The sequence below is a fragment of the Lentisalinibacter salinarum genome (assembly GCF_040706555.1).
Taxonomy (GTDB): Bacteria; Pseudomonadota; Gammaproteobacteria; order Steroidobacterales; family Woeseiaceae; genus Lentisalinibacter; species Lentisalinibacter salinarum.
In genome coordinates this window covers 207,709-224,758 of sequence record NZ_JAPDRH010000002.1, presented here as the reverse complement: position 1 = coordinate 224,758, position 17,050 = coordinate 207,709, and the positions used below count along the sequence as shown (strand labels likewise).

The 17,050-nt window shown below is 68.1% G+C and carries 18 protein-coding genes; 10 read left to right on the top strand and 8 right to left on the bottom strand.

Going from position 1 to position 17,050, the window contains the following annotated elements; all coding sequences use genetic code 11:
* Positions 1-31: 31 nt before the first annotated feature.
* From hypB to ACJMKZ_RS04135, 3 genes are read right to left on the bottom strand one after another with little or no spacing between them, the layout of a single operon-like run.
* Positions 32-865, bottom strand: a complete 834-nt coding sequence (hypB, locus tag ACJMKZ_RS04145) for a hydrogenase nickel incorporation protein HypB (RefSeq protein ID WP_405231933.1) — start codon at positions 863-865, stop codon at positions 32-34.
* On the bottom strand, positions 858-1,259 hold the full coding sequence (locus tag ACJMKZ_RS04140; RefSeq protein WP_405231932.1) for a hydrogenase maturation nickel metallochaperone HypA/HybF: 402 nt from the start codon (positions 1,257-1,259) through the stop codon (positions 858-860). Before ACJMKZ_RS04140 ends, hypB begins: the two co-directional genes overlap by 8 nt.
* Positions 1,252-1,482, bottom strand: a complete 231-nt coding sequence (locus tag ACJMKZ_RS04135; protein WP_405231931.1) for a HypC/HybG/HupF family hydrogenase formation chaperone — start codon at positions 1,480-1,482, stop codon at positions 1,252-1,254. The genes ACJMKZ_RS04140 and ACJMKZ_RS04135 overlap by 8 nt, the downstream gene beginning before the upstream one ends.
* 313 nt (positions 1,483-1,795) lie before the next feature.
* Here ACJMKZ_RS04135 and menA point away from each other — a divergent pair, with 313 nt between their 5' ends.
* Genes menA through ACJMKZ_RS04085 form a run of 10 tightly spaced genes read left to right on the top strand, consistent with a single transcriptional unit; the run spans position 1,796 to position 10,377 of the window.
* Positions 1,796-2,767 carry a 1,4-dihydroxy-2-naphthoate octaprenyltransferase gene (gene menA / locus ACJMKZ_RS04130; protein ID WP_405231930.1) on the top strand — a complete coding sequence of 324 codons (972 nt, stop codon included), beginning with the start codon at positions 1,796-1,798 and terminating at the stop codon, positions 2,765-2,767.
* Between the two features lie 4 nt (positions 2,768-2,771).
* Complete coding sequence (locus ACJMKZ_RS04125; protein WP_405231929.1) at positions 2,772-4,133, top strand: Na(+)-translocating NADH-quinone reductase subunit A; 1,362 nt, start codon at positions 2,772-2,774, stop codon at positions 4,131-4,133.
* Positions 4,133-5,344, top strand: coding sequence for an NADH:ubiquinone reductase (Na(+)-transporting) subunit B (locus ACJMKZ_RS04120; RefSeq protein ID WP_405231928.1), 1,212 nt, complete (start codon positions 4,133-4,135; stop codon positions 5,342-5,344). The genes ACJMKZ_RS04125 and ACJMKZ_RS04120 overlap by 1 nt, the downstream gene beginning before the upstream one ends.
* On the top strand, positions 5,337-6,197 hold the full coding sequence (locus ACJMKZ_RS04115) for a Na(+)-translocating NADH-quinone reductase subunit C (protein WP_405231927.1): 861 nt from the start codon (positions 5,337-5,339) through the stop codon (positions 6,195-6,197). Before ACJMKZ_RS04120 ends, ACJMKZ_RS04115 begins: the two co-directional genes overlap by 8 nt.
* Complete coding sequence (locus ACJMKZ_RS04110) at positions 6,194-6,856, top strand: NADH:ubiquinone reductase (Na(+)-transporting) subunit D (protein WP_405227968.1); 663 nt, start codon at positions 6,194-6,196, stop codon at positions 6,854-6,856. Before ACJMKZ_RS04115 ends, ACJMKZ_RS04110 begins: the two co-directional genes overlap by 4 nt.
* The gene (gene nqrE / locus ACJMKZ_RS04105; protein ID WP_405231926.1) at positions 6,856-7,464 is read left to right on the top strand and encodes an NADH:ubiquinone reductase (Na(+)-transporting) subunit E; all 609 of its coding nucleotides are present in this window, start codon (positions 6,856-6,858) and stop codon (positions 7,462-7,464) included. Before ACJMKZ_RS04110 ends, nqrE begins: the two co-directional genes overlap by 1 nt.
* Before the next feature lie 20 nt (positions 7,465-7,484).
* Positions 7,485-8,705, top strand: a complete 1,221-nt coding sequence (gene nqrF / locus ACJMKZ_RS04100; protein ID WP_405233132.1) for an NADH:ubiquinone reductase (Na(+)-transporting) subunit F — start codon at positions 7,485-7,487, stop codon at positions 8,703-8,705.
* 4 nt (positions 8,706-8,709) lie between these two features.
* The gene (locus ACJMKZ_RS04095) at positions 8,710-9,744 is read left to right on the top strand and encodes an FAD:protein FMN transferase (protein WP_405231925.1); all 1,035 of its coding nucleotides are present in this window, start codon (positions 8,710-8,712) and stop codon (positions 9,742-9,744) included.
* A complete protein-coding gene (nqrM, locus tag ACJMKZ_RS04090; RefSeq protein WP_405231924.1) occupies positions 9,744-9,935 on the top strand; it encodes a (Na+)-NQR maturation NqrM in 192 nt (63 codons plus the stop codon). The genes ACJMKZ_RS04095 and nqrM overlap by 1 nt, the downstream gene beginning before the upstream one ends.
* Before the next feature lie 25 nt (positions 9,936-9,960).
* Positions 9,961-10,377: a CBS domain-containing protein gene (locus ACJMKZ_RS04085; RefSeq protein ID WP_405231923.1), complete on the top strand. Its 417-nt coding sequence runs from the start codon at positions 9,961-9,963 to the stop codon at positions 10,375-10,377.
* A gap of 7 nt (positions 10,378-10,384) precedes the next feature.
* Here the strand turns inward: ACJMKZ_RS04085 and ACJMKZ_RS04080 are convergent, their stop codons facing one another.
* The 5 genes from ACJMKZ_RS04080 to ACJMKZ_RS04060 form a co-directional block, all read right to left on the bottom strand.
* Positions 10,385-11,158: a fumarate reductase iron-sulfur subunit gene (locus ACJMKZ_RS04080; RefSeq protein WP_405231922.1), complete on the bottom strand. Its 774-nt coding sequence runs from the start codon at positions 11,156-11,158 to the stop codon at positions 10,385-10,387.
* The gene (locus ACJMKZ_RS04075; RefSeq protein WP_405231921.1) at positions 11,155-13,110 is read right to left on the bottom strand and encodes a fumarate reductase flavoprotein subunit; all 1,956 of its coding nucleotides are present in this window, start codon (positions 13,108-13,110) and stop codon (positions 11,155-11,157) included. Before ACJMKZ_RS04075 ends, ACJMKZ_RS04080 begins: the two co-directional genes overlap by 4 nt.
* The gene (locus ACJMKZ_RS04070) at positions 13,107-13,859 is read right to left on the bottom strand and encodes a hypothetical protein (protein WP_405231920.1); all 753 of its coding nucleotides are present in this window, start codon (positions 13,857-13,859) and stop codon (positions 13,107-13,109) included. Before ACJMKZ_RS04070 ends, ACJMKZ_RS04075 begins: the two co-directional genes overlap by 4 nt.
* Positions 13,860-13,930: 71 nt before the next feature.
* A complete protein-coding gene (locus ACJMKZ_RS04065; protein WP_405231919.1) occupies positions 13,931-15,415 on the bottom strand; it encodes a DUF2867 domain-containing protein in 1,485 nt (494 codons plus the stop codon).
* Positions 15,416-15,425: 10 nt separating this feature from the next.
* Positions 15,426-17,000, bottom strand: a complete 1,575-nt coding sequence (locus ACJMKZ_RS04060; RefSeq protein WP_405231918.1) for a bifunctional aminoglycoside phosphotransferase/ATP-binding protein — start codon at positions 16,998-17,000, stop codon at positions 15,426-15,428.
* Positions 17,001-17,050 lie beyond the last annotated feature (50 nt).

Sequence of the window (17,050 nt, the reverse complement as noted above, 5' to 3'; positions counted from 1 at the left end):
GTTGACGGGTAACGGGTCTGCCGGGCGGCGCCTAGCGCGCCGTGGCGCCGGCGTCCGCGTGCAGATGGGCGCCGTCGGGCTGCACCGCCGGGCGCGCCGACTCGCCCCGTGCCACCCGCTCGCCCTGTGCGGCGTGCTCGGCGCGGAGCCACTCCAGCCACTCGGTCATGCCCTCGCCGTTTTTCACGGACACCGCCTGCATGACCGCGGGCGTGGCGAGATCACGGACGCAGGCGCGGGCCCGCTCCGGGTCGAAGTCGTCCAGCACCGGCAGCAGGTCACTCTTGGTGAGCAGGATCCGGTCCGCCGCGCGGAACATCACCGGGTACTTTGCCGGCTTGTCGTCGCCCTCGGGCACCGACAGCAGCGTGATGTTGCGGTGCTGGCCGAGGTCGAAGCTGGCCGGGCACACCAGGTTGCCCACGTTCTCGATGAAGACGATGTCGAGCTCGTCCAGCGACAGCTCGTGTACGGCGTCATGCACCATGTGCGCGTCCAGGTGGCAGGCGGTGCCGGTGGCGATCTGGATGGCGGGGACGCCGTGGCGGCGGATGCGCTCGGCGTCGTTCTCGGTCTCGAGGTCGCCCTCGATGACGCCCACCCGGAGTTCCCCGGCCAGCGCCTGGATGGTCGCCTCCAGCAGCGCGGTCTTGCCGGCGCCCGGGGACGACATCAGGTTGACCGCCAGCACCCCGTGGCCGTCGAAATGTTCGCGGTTGTGGCCCGCCTGGTGGTCGTTCTCGCTCAGGAGGCTGCGCAGCACGTCCACGGACTCGGCGCCGCTCGCCGTGCGCTCGAGCTTGCCGCCGGGGCGGATGAGGTGCCGGTTGCCGGCCGTGATGTTGCAGCCGCAGGTATCACACATGTCTGGAGTCCTCCGTGGTGGCGCCGGTGTCTTCCTGCTGGACGCCGCCGGTGCGTTCGAGTTCGAGGCGGGTCAGCAGCATCTCGTCGCCGCTCACCAGCCGGGTGCGCCAGTCGCCGCATTCGCCGCACAGCAGCCGGTTGGCCTTCGCCGCGGACTCGGCGCCGCAGACCGAGCATTCTACGCGGATATCGGCTGCTTCAATGAGGAGTTCCGCCTCCTCGGCGATGGTGGCGCCGGCGGCCAGTGGCCAGGCGCGGCGCAACAGTTCGGGTTCGACGCCCGAGAGCGGGCCGATGGCGAGGTGTATGGCGGTTACACGGGCCGCGGATTCACGCCGGGCGATGGTCTCGACCTGCCCGATGAGAGCCTGGCAGACGGACAGCTCATGCATCGGCTGCCGCGAGGACCTGGTCGAAGAGCTCCCAGCTGGAAGCGGCCTCTTCTTCCGTGACTTTCTGGATGGCGTAGCCCACGTGTACCAGGACGTAGTCGCCCGGCTCGACGCTCTCGTCCCGGAGCATGAACAGGCTGACCTCCCGCTCGACGCCCTTCGCCTCGCAGCGAGCGGTGAACTCGTCCATGGACTTGATCTGCATCGGGACTGCGAGACACATGCGTGAAACCCCCTTGACGCGGCATTGGATCACCGATGACGCAAGACTGCGCCGAGTGCCGAGGATAACGATCCGGGACGCCCCTAACCGTAAGTAATAACGCCTATTCTCATACGCGCAGCGGCCGGTAAGTTAGGCAGCCGAGGGGTGAATCCGTGGTTTCAGGCCGCCGGCGGGGGTGATGCCGGACCGGTGAGTATGCAAAATCCATTACACTGTGCCGCGCGCCGCCGGCCGGGAGGCCCGGCGGTCCGTTTTTTGCGGAGGACCGGGTGATGGACAGAGACAGGATGTGGTTTTCGGGGGCATGGAGATGAGCGCGGACAAGACGGCCGTCATCGAGCCGCGAGCCGGCGATTTCGGCGACAGCCGCCTCAAGCGCCTGTTCCACGCGACCCGCCCGAAGTTCTTCCCGGCGTCCGTCCTGCCGGTGGTCGCGGGCACGGCGTGGGGCGCCGTGCAGGCCGGCGGCATCGATGTCGTCGTGGCACTGCTCGCGCTCGTCGCGACCATGCTGGTGCACGGCGCCGGTAACGTGCTGAACGACGTCGGCGACGAGACCGGCGGCAGCGATCGGCGCAATACCAGCCGAATCTACCCCTATACGGGCGGCTCGCGCTTTATCCAGAATCAGATCATGTCCACGGGCGAGATGGCCCGCTGGGGCATCCAGCTGCTGGCGATCGCGGCGCTGATCGGCCTCGCGCTGATCTGGCTGCGCGGCATCGGCGTCCTGTGGTTCGGTCTCGCGGGCATTGCACTCGGCATCGTCTATTCCCTCGGGCCGGTGCGGCTGTCTTCGCTGGGCCTGGGCGAACTCGCGATCGGCATCGCTTTCGGCGTGCTGCCGGTGAGCGGTGCCGCGTGGCTGCAGACGGGGGCGGTCGACCTCCCGCTGATCGTCTTCGCCCTGCCGGTGAGCGCCTGGGTGGCGGCGATCGTGCTCATCAACGAGGTGCCGGATCTCGATGCGGACGCCGCCGTGGGCAAGGCGACCCTGCCGGTGCGCTTCGGCCGCACGGCGACGGCGGGCATCTACGTGGGTCTGCACCTGATCGCGGCGGCCTCGACGCTGTGGCTGACGGTGGCGGGCTACCTGCCGCTGCTGGCGCCCGCGGTGCCTTTCGTGCTGCTGGCCCTGTCGCTGCGGGTGGCCGGCGCGGTGCGCCGTTCGGGCTCCGACCCGGCCGGTGTTCTGGGCGCCATCGAGTTCACGCTGGCGAGTCATACGATCGGTTGCCTGTGGGCGACCGCCTGTGTCCTGTTCACAATCTGGTGGTCATGATCCCGTGACAGAACGTCTCTCATTCCAGATCCGCAAGGGCCTCGACATCCCCCTGGCCGGCAAGCCGGAACAGGTGATCGAGTCCGCACGGCCCGTCGGCAGCGTCGCGCTGCTCGGCCTCGACTACATCGGCCTGAAGCCGCGCATGGCGGTGAAGCCGGGCGACCGGGTGCGGCTCGGCGATCCGCTGTTCAGCGACAAGCAGACGCCCGGCGTGACGTATACGGCACCCGGTGCCGGCGTCGTGCGGGACGTGAACCGGGGCATGCGCCGGGTGCTGCAGTCGGTGGTGATCGATCTGGACGGCGACGAGGCGGTGGACTTCGGCAGCGTCGCGGCCGGCGACCGTGACGGGCTCGACGGCGAGGCCGTGGAGGAGAAACTGCTGACCGCGGGTCTCTGGCCCGCCTTCCGCACGCGGCCCTACAGCAAGGTGCCGGCGCCGGGTTCGCGGCCGCACGCCATCTTCGTCAAGGCCACGGACACCCATCCGCTGGCGCCGGACGCCGAGGTGATCGTCGCGGACGCGGCGGAGGAGTTCGCCGCGGGCCTGCGCCTGATTTCGAAGCTGACCGACGGTCCGATCTACGTCTGCACGGGACCCGATTCCCGCATCGCGGTGCCGGACGAGAAGCCCTTCGTGCATGCGGAGTTCTCCGGGCCCCATCCTGCCGGGCTGCCGGGCACCCACATCCACTTCCTGGACCCGGTCAGCGAGAACAAGACGGTCTGGACCATCGGCTCCCAGGACGTGATCGCCATGGCCCGGCTGTTCGCGACCGGTCGCCTGCCGACCGAGCGGATTGTCTCCATCGCCGGCCCCATGGTGCGGCGGCCGCGGTTGCTGCGCACCCGCGTGGGCGCCAGCACCGAGGATCTGATCGCCGGCGAGCTGGACGACGACACCGATACGCGGGTGATATCGGGCTCCGTGCTGAGCGGCCGTCGCGCCAGCGACTGGGCCGCGTGGATGGGCCGCTATCACAACCAGCTGACCGCGCTGCCGGAGGGCCGCGAGCGGGAGTTCCTGGGCTGGGCGCTGCCGGGCACGAAGAAGTTCTCGGCCATCCGCGCCTATGCCGGTCCCGTGCTGCAGAAGGCCGGGTTCCGCCTGACCACCTCCCAGAACGGCAGCCCGCGGGCCATGGTGCCCATCGGCAACTTCGAGAAGGTGATGCCGCTGGACATCCTGCCGGCGCCGCTGCTGAAGGCGCTGGTGGTGGGCGACACCGAGACCGCGCGCAAGCTCGGCTGTCTGGAGCTGGACGAAGACGACGTGGCACTGCTCTCGTTCGTCTGCTCCGGCAAGTATGACTACGGCCCCGCGCTGCGCGCGAACCTGACCGACATCGAGAAGAACGGCTGATGAAACCATTGCGGCGATTCCTGGACCGGCTGCACCCCCTGTTCGCCAAGGGCGGGCGCTACGAGAAGTACTACGCCCTCTACGAGATGGTGGACACGCTGCTCTATACCCCTTCGGACGTCACCCGCAGCGCGCCCCACGTGCGCGACGCGCTGGACCTGAAGCGGGTGATGATCATGGTGGTGTTCGCCGTGACCCCCTGCGCGCTGGTGGGCATGTGGAACCTGGGACTGCAGGCCAACACGGCCATGGCGGACATGGGCGTAGCCGGGCTGGACGGCTGGCGCGGCGCCGTGCTCGCGCTGCTCGGCGTCGGCTACGATCCGGCGAGCTTCTACGACAACTTCATGTACGGCATGGCCTTCTTCCTGCCGCTCTACGTCGTCACGCTGGCCGCGGGCGGTCTCTGGGAAGTGATATTCGCCGGCATCCGCAACCACGAGATCAACGAGGGTTTCCTCGTCACCTCGCTGCTGTATGCGCTGATCCTCGCGCCCACCACGCCGCTGTGGCAGGCCGCGCTCGGCATCAGCTTCGGCGTGGTGATCGGCAAGGAGGTCTTCGGCGGCACCGGCAAGAATTTCCTGAACCCGGCGCTCACCGGCCGTGCCTTCCTGTACTTCGCGTATCCGGTGCAGATGTCCGGCGACGCGGTGTGGACGGCAGCGGAGGGCTTTACCGGGGCGACGCCGCTCGGCCTCGCCGCCATCGACGGCATGGCCGGCATCGCCGAGGCGGGCGTCACCTGGACCCAGGCCTTCGTCGGCTCCATCCAGGGCTCCATCGGCGAGACCTCGGCACTGGCCTGCCTGATCGGTGCCGCCATACTGATCTACACCGGCATCGCCTCCTGGCGGATCATCGTCGGCTGCATCATCGGCCTCATCGTGCCGGTGCTGCTGTTCAACCAGATGGATGCGAGCTCGAATCCGATGCTCGCCATGCCCTGGCACTGGCACCTGGTCACCGGCGGCTTCCTGTTCGGCGCCGTGTTCATGGCCACCGACCCGGTGAGCGCAGCGCAGACGGATACGGGGAGATGGATCTACGCCATCCTTATCGGCGTGCTGACGGTGCTGATCCGGGTGGTCAACCCGGCCTACCCGGAAGGGATCATGCTGGCCATCCTGTTCGGCAACATTTTTGCGCCTGTCATCGACTATTTCGTCGTGCAGGCCAACATCAAGCGGAGGTTGAAACGCAGTGTCTGAGGAGCGCAAGGCCCAGGACGCCGGCCGCGGCGCCCGCAAGGGGTTCAACCGGGAGAGCATCAAGAACGTGCTCATCGTCGCGGTGAGCCTGTCTCTGGTCTGCTCGGTGCTGGTCTCCGCCACGGCGGTGATACTGAAACCGATGCAGGAGCGCAACGAAGCGCTGAACATGAAGAAGAACGTACTGCTGGTGGCGGGCCTGCTGGAGCCGGGTATCGACATCGAGGAGCGCTTCGGGATGGTCGAGACCCACATCGTGGATCTGGCCACCGGCGAATACCACGACGAGATCGATCCGGCTGGATACGACATGATCGAGGCGGCCAACGACCCTGCGATGTCCGTCGATATCCCGGCCGCGAAAGACATCGCCGGTATCGGCCGCCGGGCCAAATATGCCGAGGTCTACGTCCTGCGCGACGAGGCGGGCGGAATGGAGACGGTGATCCTGCCGGTCTACGGCATGGGGCTGTGGTCCACCATGTACGGCTTCATCGCCCTCGGTCCCGACGGCAGCACGGTACAGGCCCTGAAGTTTTACAAGCACGCCGAGACGCCGGGGCTCGGCGGCGAAGTGGACAACGAGCAATGGCTCGCCAACTGGCCCGGCAAACGCATCTATGACGAGGAGGGGGACATCCGCATCCGTGTGGCCAAGGGCACGGTGGGCGCCGCCGCCGGCTGGACGGGCGCCACTGCGAGGGGCGGTGCCGCCATATTCCAGGTGGACGGCATCTCGGGGTCGACGCTGACTTCCCGTGGCGTAACCAACCTGCTGCATTACTGGATGAGCGATGATGCCTACCGGCCCTACCTGGAGAAGGTCTGGAGACGCAGCGTGGAGCAGTCATGAACGGAGAAGCGAAGAAAGTCATCCTGGATCCGTTGGTCGACAACAACCCGATCACGCTGCAGGTGCTCGGCATCTGTTCGGCGCTCGCCGTCACCACCTCGCTGGCGCCGACGCTGCTGATGTGTCTCGCGCTGACCAGCGTCGCCGCTTTCGCCAATGCGGGCGTGAGCCTGATTCGTAACCGCATCCCGTCCAACATCCGCATCATCGTGCAGATGACCATCATCGCCTCGCTGGTGATCATGGTGGACGAGGCGCTGAGGGCCTTCGCCTTCGACGCCAGCCGCCAGCTGTCGGTATTCGTCGGGCTGATCATCACCAACTGCATCGTGCTGGGCCGCGCCGAGGCGTTCGCCATGAAGAATGGCGTCGGCATGAGCTTCCTGGACGGCCTCGGCAACGGGCTCGGCTACAGCATCATCCTGATAGCGGTGGCCGTGGTACGCGAGCTGTTCGGCGCCGGCACGCTGCTCGGCGTCCAGATACTGCCGCTGATCAGCGAAGGTGGCTGGTACGAGCGCAATGGCATGATGCTGCTGCCGCCGAGCGCATTCTTCATCATCGGCATGCTGATCTGGGCCATCCGCAGCTGGAAACCGGAGCAGAAGGAGGAGCCGGAGTTCCAGATCCATGAAGTGCATCGGACGGAGGTGATGTGATGGAAGCCCATCTGAACCTCCTCGTCAAAGCGATCTTCGTCGAGAACCTGGCGCTCGCCTTCTTCCTCGGCATGTGCACCTTCCTGGCGGTCTCGAAGAAGATCGAGACGGCGCTCGGCCTCGGCCTGGCCGTGGTCGCGGTGCAGAGCATCACGGTGCCGGTGAACAACCTGATCTACAACGTCTTCCTGGCCGAGGGGGCACTGGCCTGGGCCGGGCTGCCGGACGTCGACCTCTCCTTCCTGGGCCTGGTGAGCTATATCGGTGTGATCGCCGCGCTGGTGCAGATCCTGGAGATGACGCTCGATCGCTACGTGCCCGCCCTCTACAACGCCCTCGGTATTTTCCTGCCGCTGATCACGGTGAACTGCGCCATCCTCGGCGGCACGTTGTTCATGGTGGAGCGCGACTACACCTTTTCCGAGTCTGCCGTGTACGGATTCGGCAGCGGCGTGGGCTGGGCGCTCGCCATCGTTGCCCTGGCCGGCATCCGGGAGAAGCTGAAGTACAGCGACGTGCCCGACGGGCTGCAGGGCCTCGGCATCACCTTCATCATCACCGGGCTGATGTCGCTCGGTTTCATGGGCTTCTCCGGGATACAGCTCTGATGACGGCTTCCAGCGCGACACTGCAGATTTCACTCGGGGTGGCTCTGTTCACGGCCATCATCCTGGTACTGGTGACGGTCATCCTGCTCGCACGGCGCAAGCTCGTTGCCACGGGCGAGGTGGACGTCCTCGTCAATGGCGAGCGCCACCTGGATATGCCGGTGGGCGTGAAGCTCCTCGGCGGGCTGGCCGATTCCGGACTGTTCATCGCCTCGGCCTGCGGCGGCAAGGGCACCTGCGGCCAGTGCAAGATCCAGGTACTCTCCGGTGGCGGTGCCGCGCTGCCTACGGAGGCCTCGATCCTGTCCCGTCGTGAGATGGACGAGGACTGCCGCCTGTCCTGCCAGGTCACCGTGAAGCAGGACATGGAGGTGCGCGTGCCGGACGAGGTGTTCGGCGTGCGCAAACTCGACTGCAAGGTGGTCTCGAACCACAACGTGGCCACCTTCATCAAGGAGCTGAAGCTGGCCCTGCCCGAGGGCGAGGAACTCGACTTCCGCGCCGGCGGCTACGTCCAGATCGAGTGCCCGCCCCATGACGTGAAATTCAGCGACTTCGACGTGGAGGAGCGCTTCCGCGACGACTGGGACCGCTACGACCTCTGGCGCTACGAGTCGCACACCAAGGAGAAGGTGGAGCGCGCCTACTCCATGGCGAACTTCCCGCTGGAGAAGGGCATCGTGATGCTGAACGTGCGCATCGCGACGCCGCCGCCGGGCGCCGACAAGGATATCCCGCCCGGCATCGTCTCCTCGTGGATCTTCTCGCTGAAACCCGGCGACCCGGTCACCATCTCCGGGCCGTTCGGCGATTTCTTCGCCAGGGACACGAAGGCGGAGATGGTCTTCGTCGGCGGCGGTGCCGGCATGGCGCCCATGCGCGCCCACATCTTCGATCAGCTGGAACGCATCCATACCGACCGCAAGATGACCTTCTGGTACGGCGCCCGCAGCAAGCGGGAGATGTTCTACGTGGAGGACTTCGACCGCCTGGCCGCGGAGAACGACAACTTCGACTGGTACGTGGCGCTGTCCGATCCGCTGCCCGAGGACGAGTGGGAGGGGCCCACCGGCTTCATCCACGAGGTGCTGTACGAGCAGTACCTGAAAGACCATCCGGCTCCCGAGGACTGCGAGTACTACCTGTGCGGTCCGCCCATGATGAATGCCGCCGTGATCAAGATGCTGGAGGACCTCGGGGTCGAGCGCGAGAACATCATGCTCGACGATTTCGGCGGCTGAGCCGGTGGCCGCGAGGCTACAGCGCTTCGCATTGCTACCGCTCCTGCTGGCGGCGCTGGCGCTGGCCGGCTGCGGCGGGGACGAGGGCACGCCCGAGGCGCGCATCACCGGGGCGACCATGGGCACGACGTACAGCGTGCGCATCGTCGATCCGCCGGACGAGCTGGCCATCGACGAGATCACCCGGCGCATCCAGCTCGCGCTCGAGGACGTCAACCGGCGCATGTCCACCTGGCGGGACGACTCCGAGGTGTCGCTGTTCAACGCCGCGCCGCCCGGAGAGTGGTTCCCGGTGTCGGAAGACACGGCGGCCCTGGTCGCGATGGCCCGGGCGGTGAGCCGCATGAGCAGTGGCGCCTTCGATATCACCGTCGGCCCGGTGGTGGATCTCTGGGGCTTCGGTCCCGACCCGGTGCGGGTGACCCCGCCCGAGGAAGCCGAGATCGCGGCGGCGCTGGCGCGGGTGGGCGACGGGGCGCTGGAGAGCCGGGAGGAGCCGCCGGCGCTGCGCAAGACCAGCGCCGATGTAGCCGTCGACCTCTCCGGCATCGCCAAGGGGCATGCCGTGGACCGGGTGGCTGCGGTGCTGGAGCAGGCGGCGATCGACAATTACCTGATCGAGGTGGGCGGCGAGCTGCGCGTGGCCGGCCACAACCGCCGCGGCGAGCGCTGGACCGTGGCCGTGGAAGACCCGCTGGCGGCGGGCCGGGAAGTGCACCGGGTGCTCAATGTCACCGACACGGCTATTGCAACTTCGGGGGACTACCGCAACTTCTTCGAATATGAAGGAGAGCGCTATTCCCATACTATTGACCCGCGCACCGGCTGGCCTGTATCACATGATCTGGTATCGGTGACGGTGCTGGACGAGAGTGCGGCCCTGGCGGACGCGCTGGCCACGGCCCTGCTGGTGCTGGGGCCGGAGGCCGGCGGCGAGATGGCCGAACGGAGCGGGATCGCGGCGTATTTCGTTGTGCACAGCGGCGATGGCGTGATGGCCCGGTGGACGTCGGCCTTCGCCGAGAGAGAGGTAATGTGATGTCGACGATACTGGTGACAGTCGTGAGCTTCCTGGTGATCCTCGTCGCGATGCTCGCGATGGCGGTCGGCGTGATGGCCGGCCGCAAGCCGATCAGCGGCAGCTGCGGCGGGCTGAACAGCGGCGGCGGCTGCGAGCTCTGCTCCAACCGGGGCGAGTGCCGGCGCAAGAAGAACGAAGCCGGCGCCTGACGGGCGGCGAGAGGGGGAGATGAACATGCCTTTGAGATCGGTACTGGTAAAGGACTGGATGGCCGCCAATCTGGTCACCCTGAAGCCGGATATGGACGTGATGGACGCCCTGGCCAGGCTGGTGGAGGCGCGCATCGCCGGCGCACCGGTAGTCGATCACCACGGTAACCTGGTGGGCATGCTATCGGAGTTCGACTGCATGAAGGTGGCGCTGGACTCCAGCTACCACGGCGAGTGGGGCGGCCGCGTCAGCGAATTCATGACGAAGAACGTCATCACGGTGCCGGCGGACATGAGCATCATCGACCTGGCACGGCGCTTCCAGGAATCCCGCCTGCGCCGCTTCCCGGTGATGGACGACACCCGGCTGGTGGGCCAGATCAGCCGCAGGGACGTACTGCGGGCGCTGATGTCCATCGCCGACGGGCCGCGCCGGGCGTGACCCTACGCTAGCTTTTCGCCAGCCCCGCCCCCAGCATCTTCCTCCGCAAGAAGCTGTAGACTTCGAGCAGCGAAAGCTCCTTCGGGCAGATGTCCTGGCAGGCCATCAGGCCCAGGCAGCCGAACACACCGTCTTCGTTGGCGATGACCTCGAACCAGTCCGCATCCTCGCGGGTATCCCGGGGATCCAGCATGAAGCGGGCCACCCGGTTCAGGCCGGCAGGTCCCGCGAAGTCGCTGTTGACGTTGGCGACGCCGCAGGCGGCGATGCAGCAGCCGCACTCGATGCAGCGGTCGGCCTCGTAGATGGCGTGGGCGATGTCGTCGTCCATGCGTTCCTCGACGGCGTTCTCGTCGAAGGGCAGGCGCTCGTGCACCCAGCTCTCCACCCGCTCGGCCATCTGGCGAAACCACGTGCCGGTATCCACCGAGAGATCGCCGACCAGCTTGAAAACGGGCAGGGGATAGAGGCGGATGGTGTCCGGCAGGTCCCGGGTGAGGGTGCGGCAGCCCAGCGCCGGGCGGCCGTTGACCATCATGGCGCAGGAGCCGCACACGGCCGAGCGGCAGACGAAGTCGAACTGCAGGCTCGGATCCTGTTTCTCGCGGATCTCGTTCAGCGCGAGGAACAGCGACATGTACGGCGCCTCCTCGAGCTGGAAGGTGTCGATGTGCGGCTCGGAGGCCGGGTCTTCCGGGTTGTAGCGAAAGATCTCGAAAGTGAGCCGCCGGCCCCCCGTGACATTTCGTCCGGAGACGGCTTGTTCGGCCTGCTCGCTCATGCGCTCACTCCGGTCTGCTTCCAGTGGCCCCAGTTCATGCGGCTGCCCGGCTCCTCGCGGGTGGGGAGACGGCCCTCTGCGCTCTGGCTGGCCGCCACGGTGTCGTTGTAGGCCTCGACGGACTCGCTCATCGCCACGCGGTCGTCGCTGCCGTAACCGCGGTGGCCCGGCGGCAGGTCGATGAGTCCCACCGGCTCGTAGGACAGCGAGGGTTCGCTCGCGCCTTCGGGCCAGCGCGCCAGCGTGCGGTTCAGCCAGTCGGCGTCGTTGCGGTGGGGATAGTCGGTGCGGTAGTGGGCGCCGCGGCTCTCGGTGCGGGCCAGCGCGCCTTCGGCTGCGATCAGGGACAGGCGCAGCATGCCCTCCAGCTTCAGCGCGAAGGTGAGTTCCGGGTTCATGCCCGGCGTCTTCGTGCGCAGGACCGCGCGGCGGCAGTCGTCCAGCAGCCGGCGGAACGTGACCACGGCCTCTTCGAGCTCGCCGCCATTACGGAATATGCCGACCTTGTGCATCATCGTCTCGCCCATGGCGTCGCGGAGTTCGAACACGCCGGGCCCGTCGCCGCTGCGCTCCAGCCAGTCGCGGGCCGTCGCCTCCGCCGCCGCCACGCCGTCGAGGGCGAGCCGCGTGGTCGCATCCAGGGATTCCGCCGCCGCGAACTCGGCGACCCGGCGACCGACGATGCGCCCGGCGACGATGGTCTCGGCGAGGCTGTTGCCGCCCAGGCGGTTGAAACCGTGCATATCCCAGCAGGCGGCCTCGCCGGCGGCGAACAGCCCCCGCATGCCGTAGGCCTCGCCGTCCTTGTTGGTGCGGATGCCGCCCATGGAGTAATGCTGGGTCGGCTTCACGGGAATCAGCTCCTCGGCCGGGTTCACGCCGACGAAGTCCCGGCAGATGTCCCACACCTCGCGCAGCTTCGTGCGCAGGTGCTTCTCCCCGAGGTGGCGCAGATCCAGCCACAGGTGCTGCCCGTAGGGCGTGTCCACACCCTTGCCGTCGCGCATGCGCTGCATCATGTGGCGGGAGACGACGTCCCGGCTGGCCAGCTCCTGCTTCTCCGGCTCCGCCTCCACCATGAAGCGCTCGCCGTCCTTGTCCAGCAGGTAGCCGCCGTCGCCGCGGCAGCCCTCGGTGATCAGGATGCCGCTCGGCGCGAGGCCGGTGGGATGGAACTGGATCGCCTCCATGTTGCCCAGGGGCACCCGGCCCGTGGCCAGCGCGATCGCCGCGCCGGTGCCCTCGTTGATGGTGGCGTTGGTGGTGTGCTGGCCGTAGACCCGGCCGAAGCCGCCGGTGGCGATGACCGTGGCCTTGGCCAGGAAGGAGAGGTGGCGGCCGGTGCGCAGGCACCGGGCCACGGCGCCCCAGCAGCGGTCGCCGTTGTGGAGCAGGGAGACGGCCTCCATGCGGTCGCGCACGGTGATGCCGAGACGCACCACCTCGCTGTCCACCGCGTAGAGCACGGCGTGGCCGGTGCCGGCGGCGGCATAGCAGGCGCGCCACTTGGCGGTGCCGCCGAAATCCCTGTGCATGATCAGCCCGGCCTTCTCGGCGGGCTCGTCGATCTCCACCCGCTCGCCCTTGATGAAATAGGTGTTGCGGCCCGGCCGCACGCGGGTCCATGGCACGCCGAAGTGGGCGAGTTCGCGCACGGCCACGGGCGCCTCCTCGGCGAAGATGCGCGCCACCTCCTGGTCGGCGCCCCAGTCGGAGCCCCGCACGGTGTCCAGAAAGTGCCAGTCCGGGTTGTCGCCCTCGGCCTTGACGCAGTTGCCGAGCGCCGCCTGCATGCCGCCCTGGGCCGCGCAGCTGTGGCTGCGGCGCGGCGGCACGAGGGAGAGCACCGTGACCTCCTGGCCGGCCGCGGCGGCCTCGATGGCGGCCCGCTCGCCGGCCAGACCGCCGCCGATCACCAGTACATCGGTGGTGACGATGCGCCCGGCGCTCATGAGCCTTCCAGCAGGAATGCGAACGGCGGGTCGATGACGCCCGCGAGCACGGCGATGGTGACGACGCCGACGACCAGCACGCCCCAGAAGATCAGCTGTTCGAGCCGGTAGAGCGTGCGCCGGCTCAGCCAGCGGTCGGCGCCCCACTTGACGAAGAGCCGGTACAGTCCGACGGCGAGATGGAAGGTGACCGCCAGCACCAGCGCAGCGTATAGCACCCACAGACCGGCGCGGACCCGCTCCATGGACACATCGGCCTCGATGCCGCGGATCTCGCCGTAGAGCGGCGTGAAGACGTCCATCACCACCAGCACCAGGTGGAAGCTGCCGAGCACCAGGATGATCATGCCGGTGCGCACCTGCCAGATCCACAGCATGGATTCGACGTGCGGGCGGAATGCCTCGCCGCCCACGGCGCCGGACTCGCGCAGCCCTTTCGCAAGCGTCATCATGCGCTTGCGCTCGGCGAGCTGGGCCGGGATCTTGCGGCTGGCCATGACGGCGTGGACGAGGAACAGCACGATGACACCGATGACGGTCGGTTGTGCGATCCAGAATTCCTCCAGCAGCGTGGCGATCTCGTCATAGGCCACGGTGCCGAACAGGATGGAGGCCTCGAAGGTCATGTGGCCGAACATGAACAGCGCCAGGGCGAGACCGGTCGCGCCGCTGGCGATCTCGTAGCGCAGCTGGGACCGGGCTTCGCGCCCGGGATCTCGGACCCCGCCTGTCAGTGTGGTCGATCTCAAATGGAGTGCCTCCCTCGGGCCGTTTATCCCGGTACGAACCGCGAGGGTCAATACGTAGGTTCCGGCACCCCTCAGCCGGTACGCAGGCGGGCCCGCTGCTCCGCGGCCTCCGCGCGCCGCGCCAGCGCCCGTGTGGTGCCGCGGAACAGGAACAGGTGGGCGGGCAACAGGGCGTACCAGTACATCAGACCCCAGACGCCGGCCGGGTGCCAGTAGGCGGTCATCCGCACCCGGCTGCCGCTCTCCGTGGCCCCGATCTCGAATTCCAGCACGCCGCCGCCGGGGGCGCGCATCTCCATCAGCAGGGTCAGGCGCTCCCGCGGGATCAGTCCGATCACGCGCCAGCCGTCGAATACGTCACCCACCCTGAGCTGGGTGGGATGCCGCCGTCGGCGGCGCATCGAGGTGCCGCCCACCATCCAGTCCAGCAGACGCCGCAGCCACCAGAGCCAGTTGGCGTAGAAGAAGTCGCCGCGCCGCCCGATCAGGAGCACCTGCTGCCACATGGCTTCCACCGGGGCCGTGGAGTCGGCCACGCCGGTGGCGCGCTTGGCGTAATAGGCGTAATCCGGATTCCACTCCCGGCAGGCGAGCGAGCCCTCCACCCAGCGGCCCTCCACCGTGTGGGTCTGTTCGGCCTCCAGCGCGGCCTCCGCCGCTTCGCGGAACGTCAGCAGGCGCTGGGGGATCAGCTTGCGGATGGCGGCGTCCTCGGCGATGTAGTCATGGGACAGACCTTCGATCAGCGCCGCGGCAATCTTCGTGGGGACCGCGGTGATGAGGCGCAGCCAGTAGCTGGAGAGCCGGGTGGTCAGCACCGGCAGCGTGACGATGCGTATGCGCTTGCCGCGGATGTCCGCGTACGTGCGCATCATCTCCTCGTAGGTGCAGATCTCGGGACCCCCGACTTCGAAGATCGGGTGGTGGTCCACTTCCGCCTCCGCCACGCCGATGAGATAGGTCAGCAGGTTCTCGAGCGCGATAGGGGTCGAGCGGGAGGCCACCCAGCGCGGCGTCACCATCACCGGCAGATGATTGACCAGGTCGCGCATCACCTCCCAGGCGGCCGAGCCCGGGCCCACGATCATGGGCGCGCGGATCTCCACCACCCGGCAGGCGGCGGTGCGCAGGATTTCGCCCGTATCCAGCCGCGCCTGCAGGTGCCGGGATTTCGGCTCCTCCGGCGCGAGTCCGCCCAGGTAGACTATGCGCTCGACGCCGGCCTCGTCCGCCGCGGCGACCATGTTGTGGGCGCCACGCCTCTCCAGCTCGGCGAAATCGCCACCGGCCGCCATCAGGTGCACCAGATAGAACACCACTTCCGCGCCTTCGACGGCACGGCGCAGCGATTCCGGGTTGAGTACGTCCGCCGCCACCAGTTCCACGTCCCGCCAGCCGCGCGCGGCCAGCACGTCGGTGTTGCGGGAAGTGGCTCGCACGCTCCAGCCCTCCTCGAGCAGGCGTGGTACGAGGTTCGTGCCGATATAGCCGCTGGCCCCGATGACCACGGCCTTGCGCCGGCCGGCCGGGCGCTGCTGATCCGATTCGCGTTGCATGGTGTGTAGTCTAGCCTTCCGTACGTCTGGTGATGCGCCGTTCGACCGCGCTGGCCAGACGCTGTTCGTGATCCGGCGACTGCGTGTCGACGACCAGCACGTGGTCGATCTCCTCCGCCGTCGGCGGCTCCAGCACGCCGAGCTGGCCGCGCATGACGGCCACCCCGGCCTCGGAAGCTTCCCGGCTCTCGCGGCTGCGGGCAGTCAGGCGGCGCTCCAGCTCGGCCTCGTCCGCCGTGCAGTGGACGATCAGCAGCGGCAAGCCGTGCCGCGCGGCGAGCTGCCGGAAAGGCTCCCGGCGCTGCTGCTCGATGAAGGTGGCGTCGACCACGACCGGCAGGCCGGCGGACAGCAGATCGTCGGCGAGTTCGGCCAGCCGCGCAAATACCCGGTCGCTGGTCCGGGCGCAGTAGAGTTCCTCCTCCAGCCCTTCCGCGGCGCTGTCGGCGTCCGGGGCCAGGCCGAACAGCCGCTTGCGTTCCACGTCGGAGCGCAGCCGGATGGCCGAGAACCTTGCCGCCAGCGTCTCGGCGACCGTCGATTTGCCGCTGCCGGAGACGCCCATCATCAGGCACAGGAAGCCGGGCACGCGGCGCCGGCCCGCGGCCGCCAGGGCGAGGTAACGCCGGTAGGCCGCCAGGTCGGGCTCCCGTTCGCCGCCGGCCAGCGCCGAGATGAGACTGATCTTGGCCCGCACCATGGCCAGGTAGACGTCATAGAACGCGTGCAGGGCGAGGCCGGTATAGTCGCCGGTGTACTCGAGCCAGGTGTTCAGCACCCGGTTGGCCAGACCGGGCAGCTCCCGGCTGTCGAGGTCCATGACCACGAAGCCGATCTCGCACTGGATGTCGATGAGGCGGAAGTCCGGGTTGAACTCGATGCAGTCGAAGGCGAGCACCCGGTCGTCCATCAGCACGATGTTGTCGAGGTGCAGGTCGCCGTGGCATTCGCGCACGAAACCGTCGGCCAGCCGTCGCTGCATGAGCGGCTCGACGCGGCCGAAGTCCGCCAGGGCCGCTTCCTCGAGCTGCCGCAGCACCTGCCGGGCCGTCTCCGGCGGCAGGGCGTCGTCGATCTGGCGGAAGTTCTGCCGGGCGGCCGCGAAGATGGCGTCCGGCGTGCCGGGACCGTCCGGCGCGTCCGGGCGGACGGGCTCCAGGCCGTTGTGGAACCCGGCGATGGTGCGCCCTATGTCGCGGCAGCGGGCCGGTGTGAGCCGGCCCTCGGCGGCCGTGCGGCTGGCCAGGCGCCACTGGTCGAACTGGCGCATGCGCACGGCGTAATCGATTACCTCGCCGTCGCCGTCTATCGCCGCCCCGCCATCGTCCCGGGTGATCTCCGCCACATCCAGGTAGAGCTCCGGCGCAAGGCGGCGGTTCAGGCGCAGCTCCTCGCGGCAGAAATGGCGGCGGGATTCCGGGCTGGAGAAGTCGAGGAAGCCCATCTCCACCGGTTTCTTTATCTTGTAGGCGTAATCCCCGGTCAGGACGACCCAGGAGATGTGGGTCTCGATCAGCCGCAGGTCGCCGACCGGGTGCGGGAAAGCTCCGGGGCGCAGGAGTTCTCTGACCTGGGCGCCATCCATGTCGATATCGTCCGTCGTTCGAATCTGCCGGCAGGGTTCCCGGCGGTGCA

What these genes read in the sequence shown, in the direction of transcription:
- ACJMKZ_RS04085 (WP_405231923.1), top strand. Translation starts at nt 9,961, where the DNA reads ATGCCTTTGAGATCGGTACTGGTAAAGGACTGGATGGCCGCCAATCTG.
- ACJMKZ_RS04120 (WP_405231928.1), top strand. Translation starts at nt 4,133, where the DNA reads ATGAAACCATTGCGGCGATTCCTGGACCGGCTGCACCCCCTGTTCGCC.
- nqrE (WP_405231926.1), top strand. Translation starts at nt 6,856, where the DNA reads ATGGAAGCCCATCTGAACCTCCTCGTCAAAGCGATCTTCGTCGAGAAC.
- ACJMKZ_RS04065 (WP_405231919.1), bottom strand. Translation starts at nt 15,415, where the DNA reads ATGCAACGCGAATCGGATCAGCAGCGCCCGGCCGGCCGGCGCAAGGCC.
- hypB (WP_405231933.1), bottom strand. Translation starts at nt 865, where the DNA reads ATGTGTGATACCTGCGGCTGCAACATCACGGCCGGCAACCGGCACCTC.
- ACJMKZ_RS04110 (WP_405227968.1), top strand. Translation starts at nt 6,194, where the DNA reads ATGAACGGAGAAGCGAAGAAAGTCATCCTGGATCCGTTGGTCGACAAC.
- nqrM (WP_405231924.1), top strand. Translation starts at nt 9,744, where the DNA reads ATGTCGACGATACTGGTGACAGTCGTGAGCTTCCTGGTGATCCTCGTC.
- menA (WP_405231930.1), top strand. Translation starts at nt 1,796, where the DNA reads ATGAGCGCGGACAAGACGGCCGTCATCGAGCCGCGAGCCGGCGATTTC.
- ACJMKZ_RS04135 (WP_405231931.1), bottom strand. Translation starts at nt 1,482, where the DNA reads ATGTGTCTCGCAGTCCCGATGCAGATCAAGTCCATGGACGAGTTCACC.
- ACJMKZ_RS04140 (WP_405231932.1), bottom strand. Translation starts at nt 1,259, where the DNA reads ATGCATGAGCTGTCCGTCTGCCAGGCTCTCATCGGGCAGGTCGAGACC.
- ACJMKZ_RS04080 (WP_405231922.1), bottom strand. Translation starts at nt 11,158, where the DNA reads ATGAGCGAGCAGGCCGAACAAGCCGTCTCCGGACGAAATGTCACGGGG.
- ACJMKZ_RS04060 (WP_405231918.1), bottom strand. Translation starts at nt 17,000, where the DNA reads ATGGATGGCGCCCAGGTCAGAGAACTCCTGCGCCCCGGAGCTTTCCCG.
- ACJMKZ_RS04075 (WP_405231921.1), bottom strand. Translation starts at nt 13,110, where the DNA reads ATGAGCGCCGGGCGCATCGTCACCACCGATGTACTGGTGATCGGCGGC.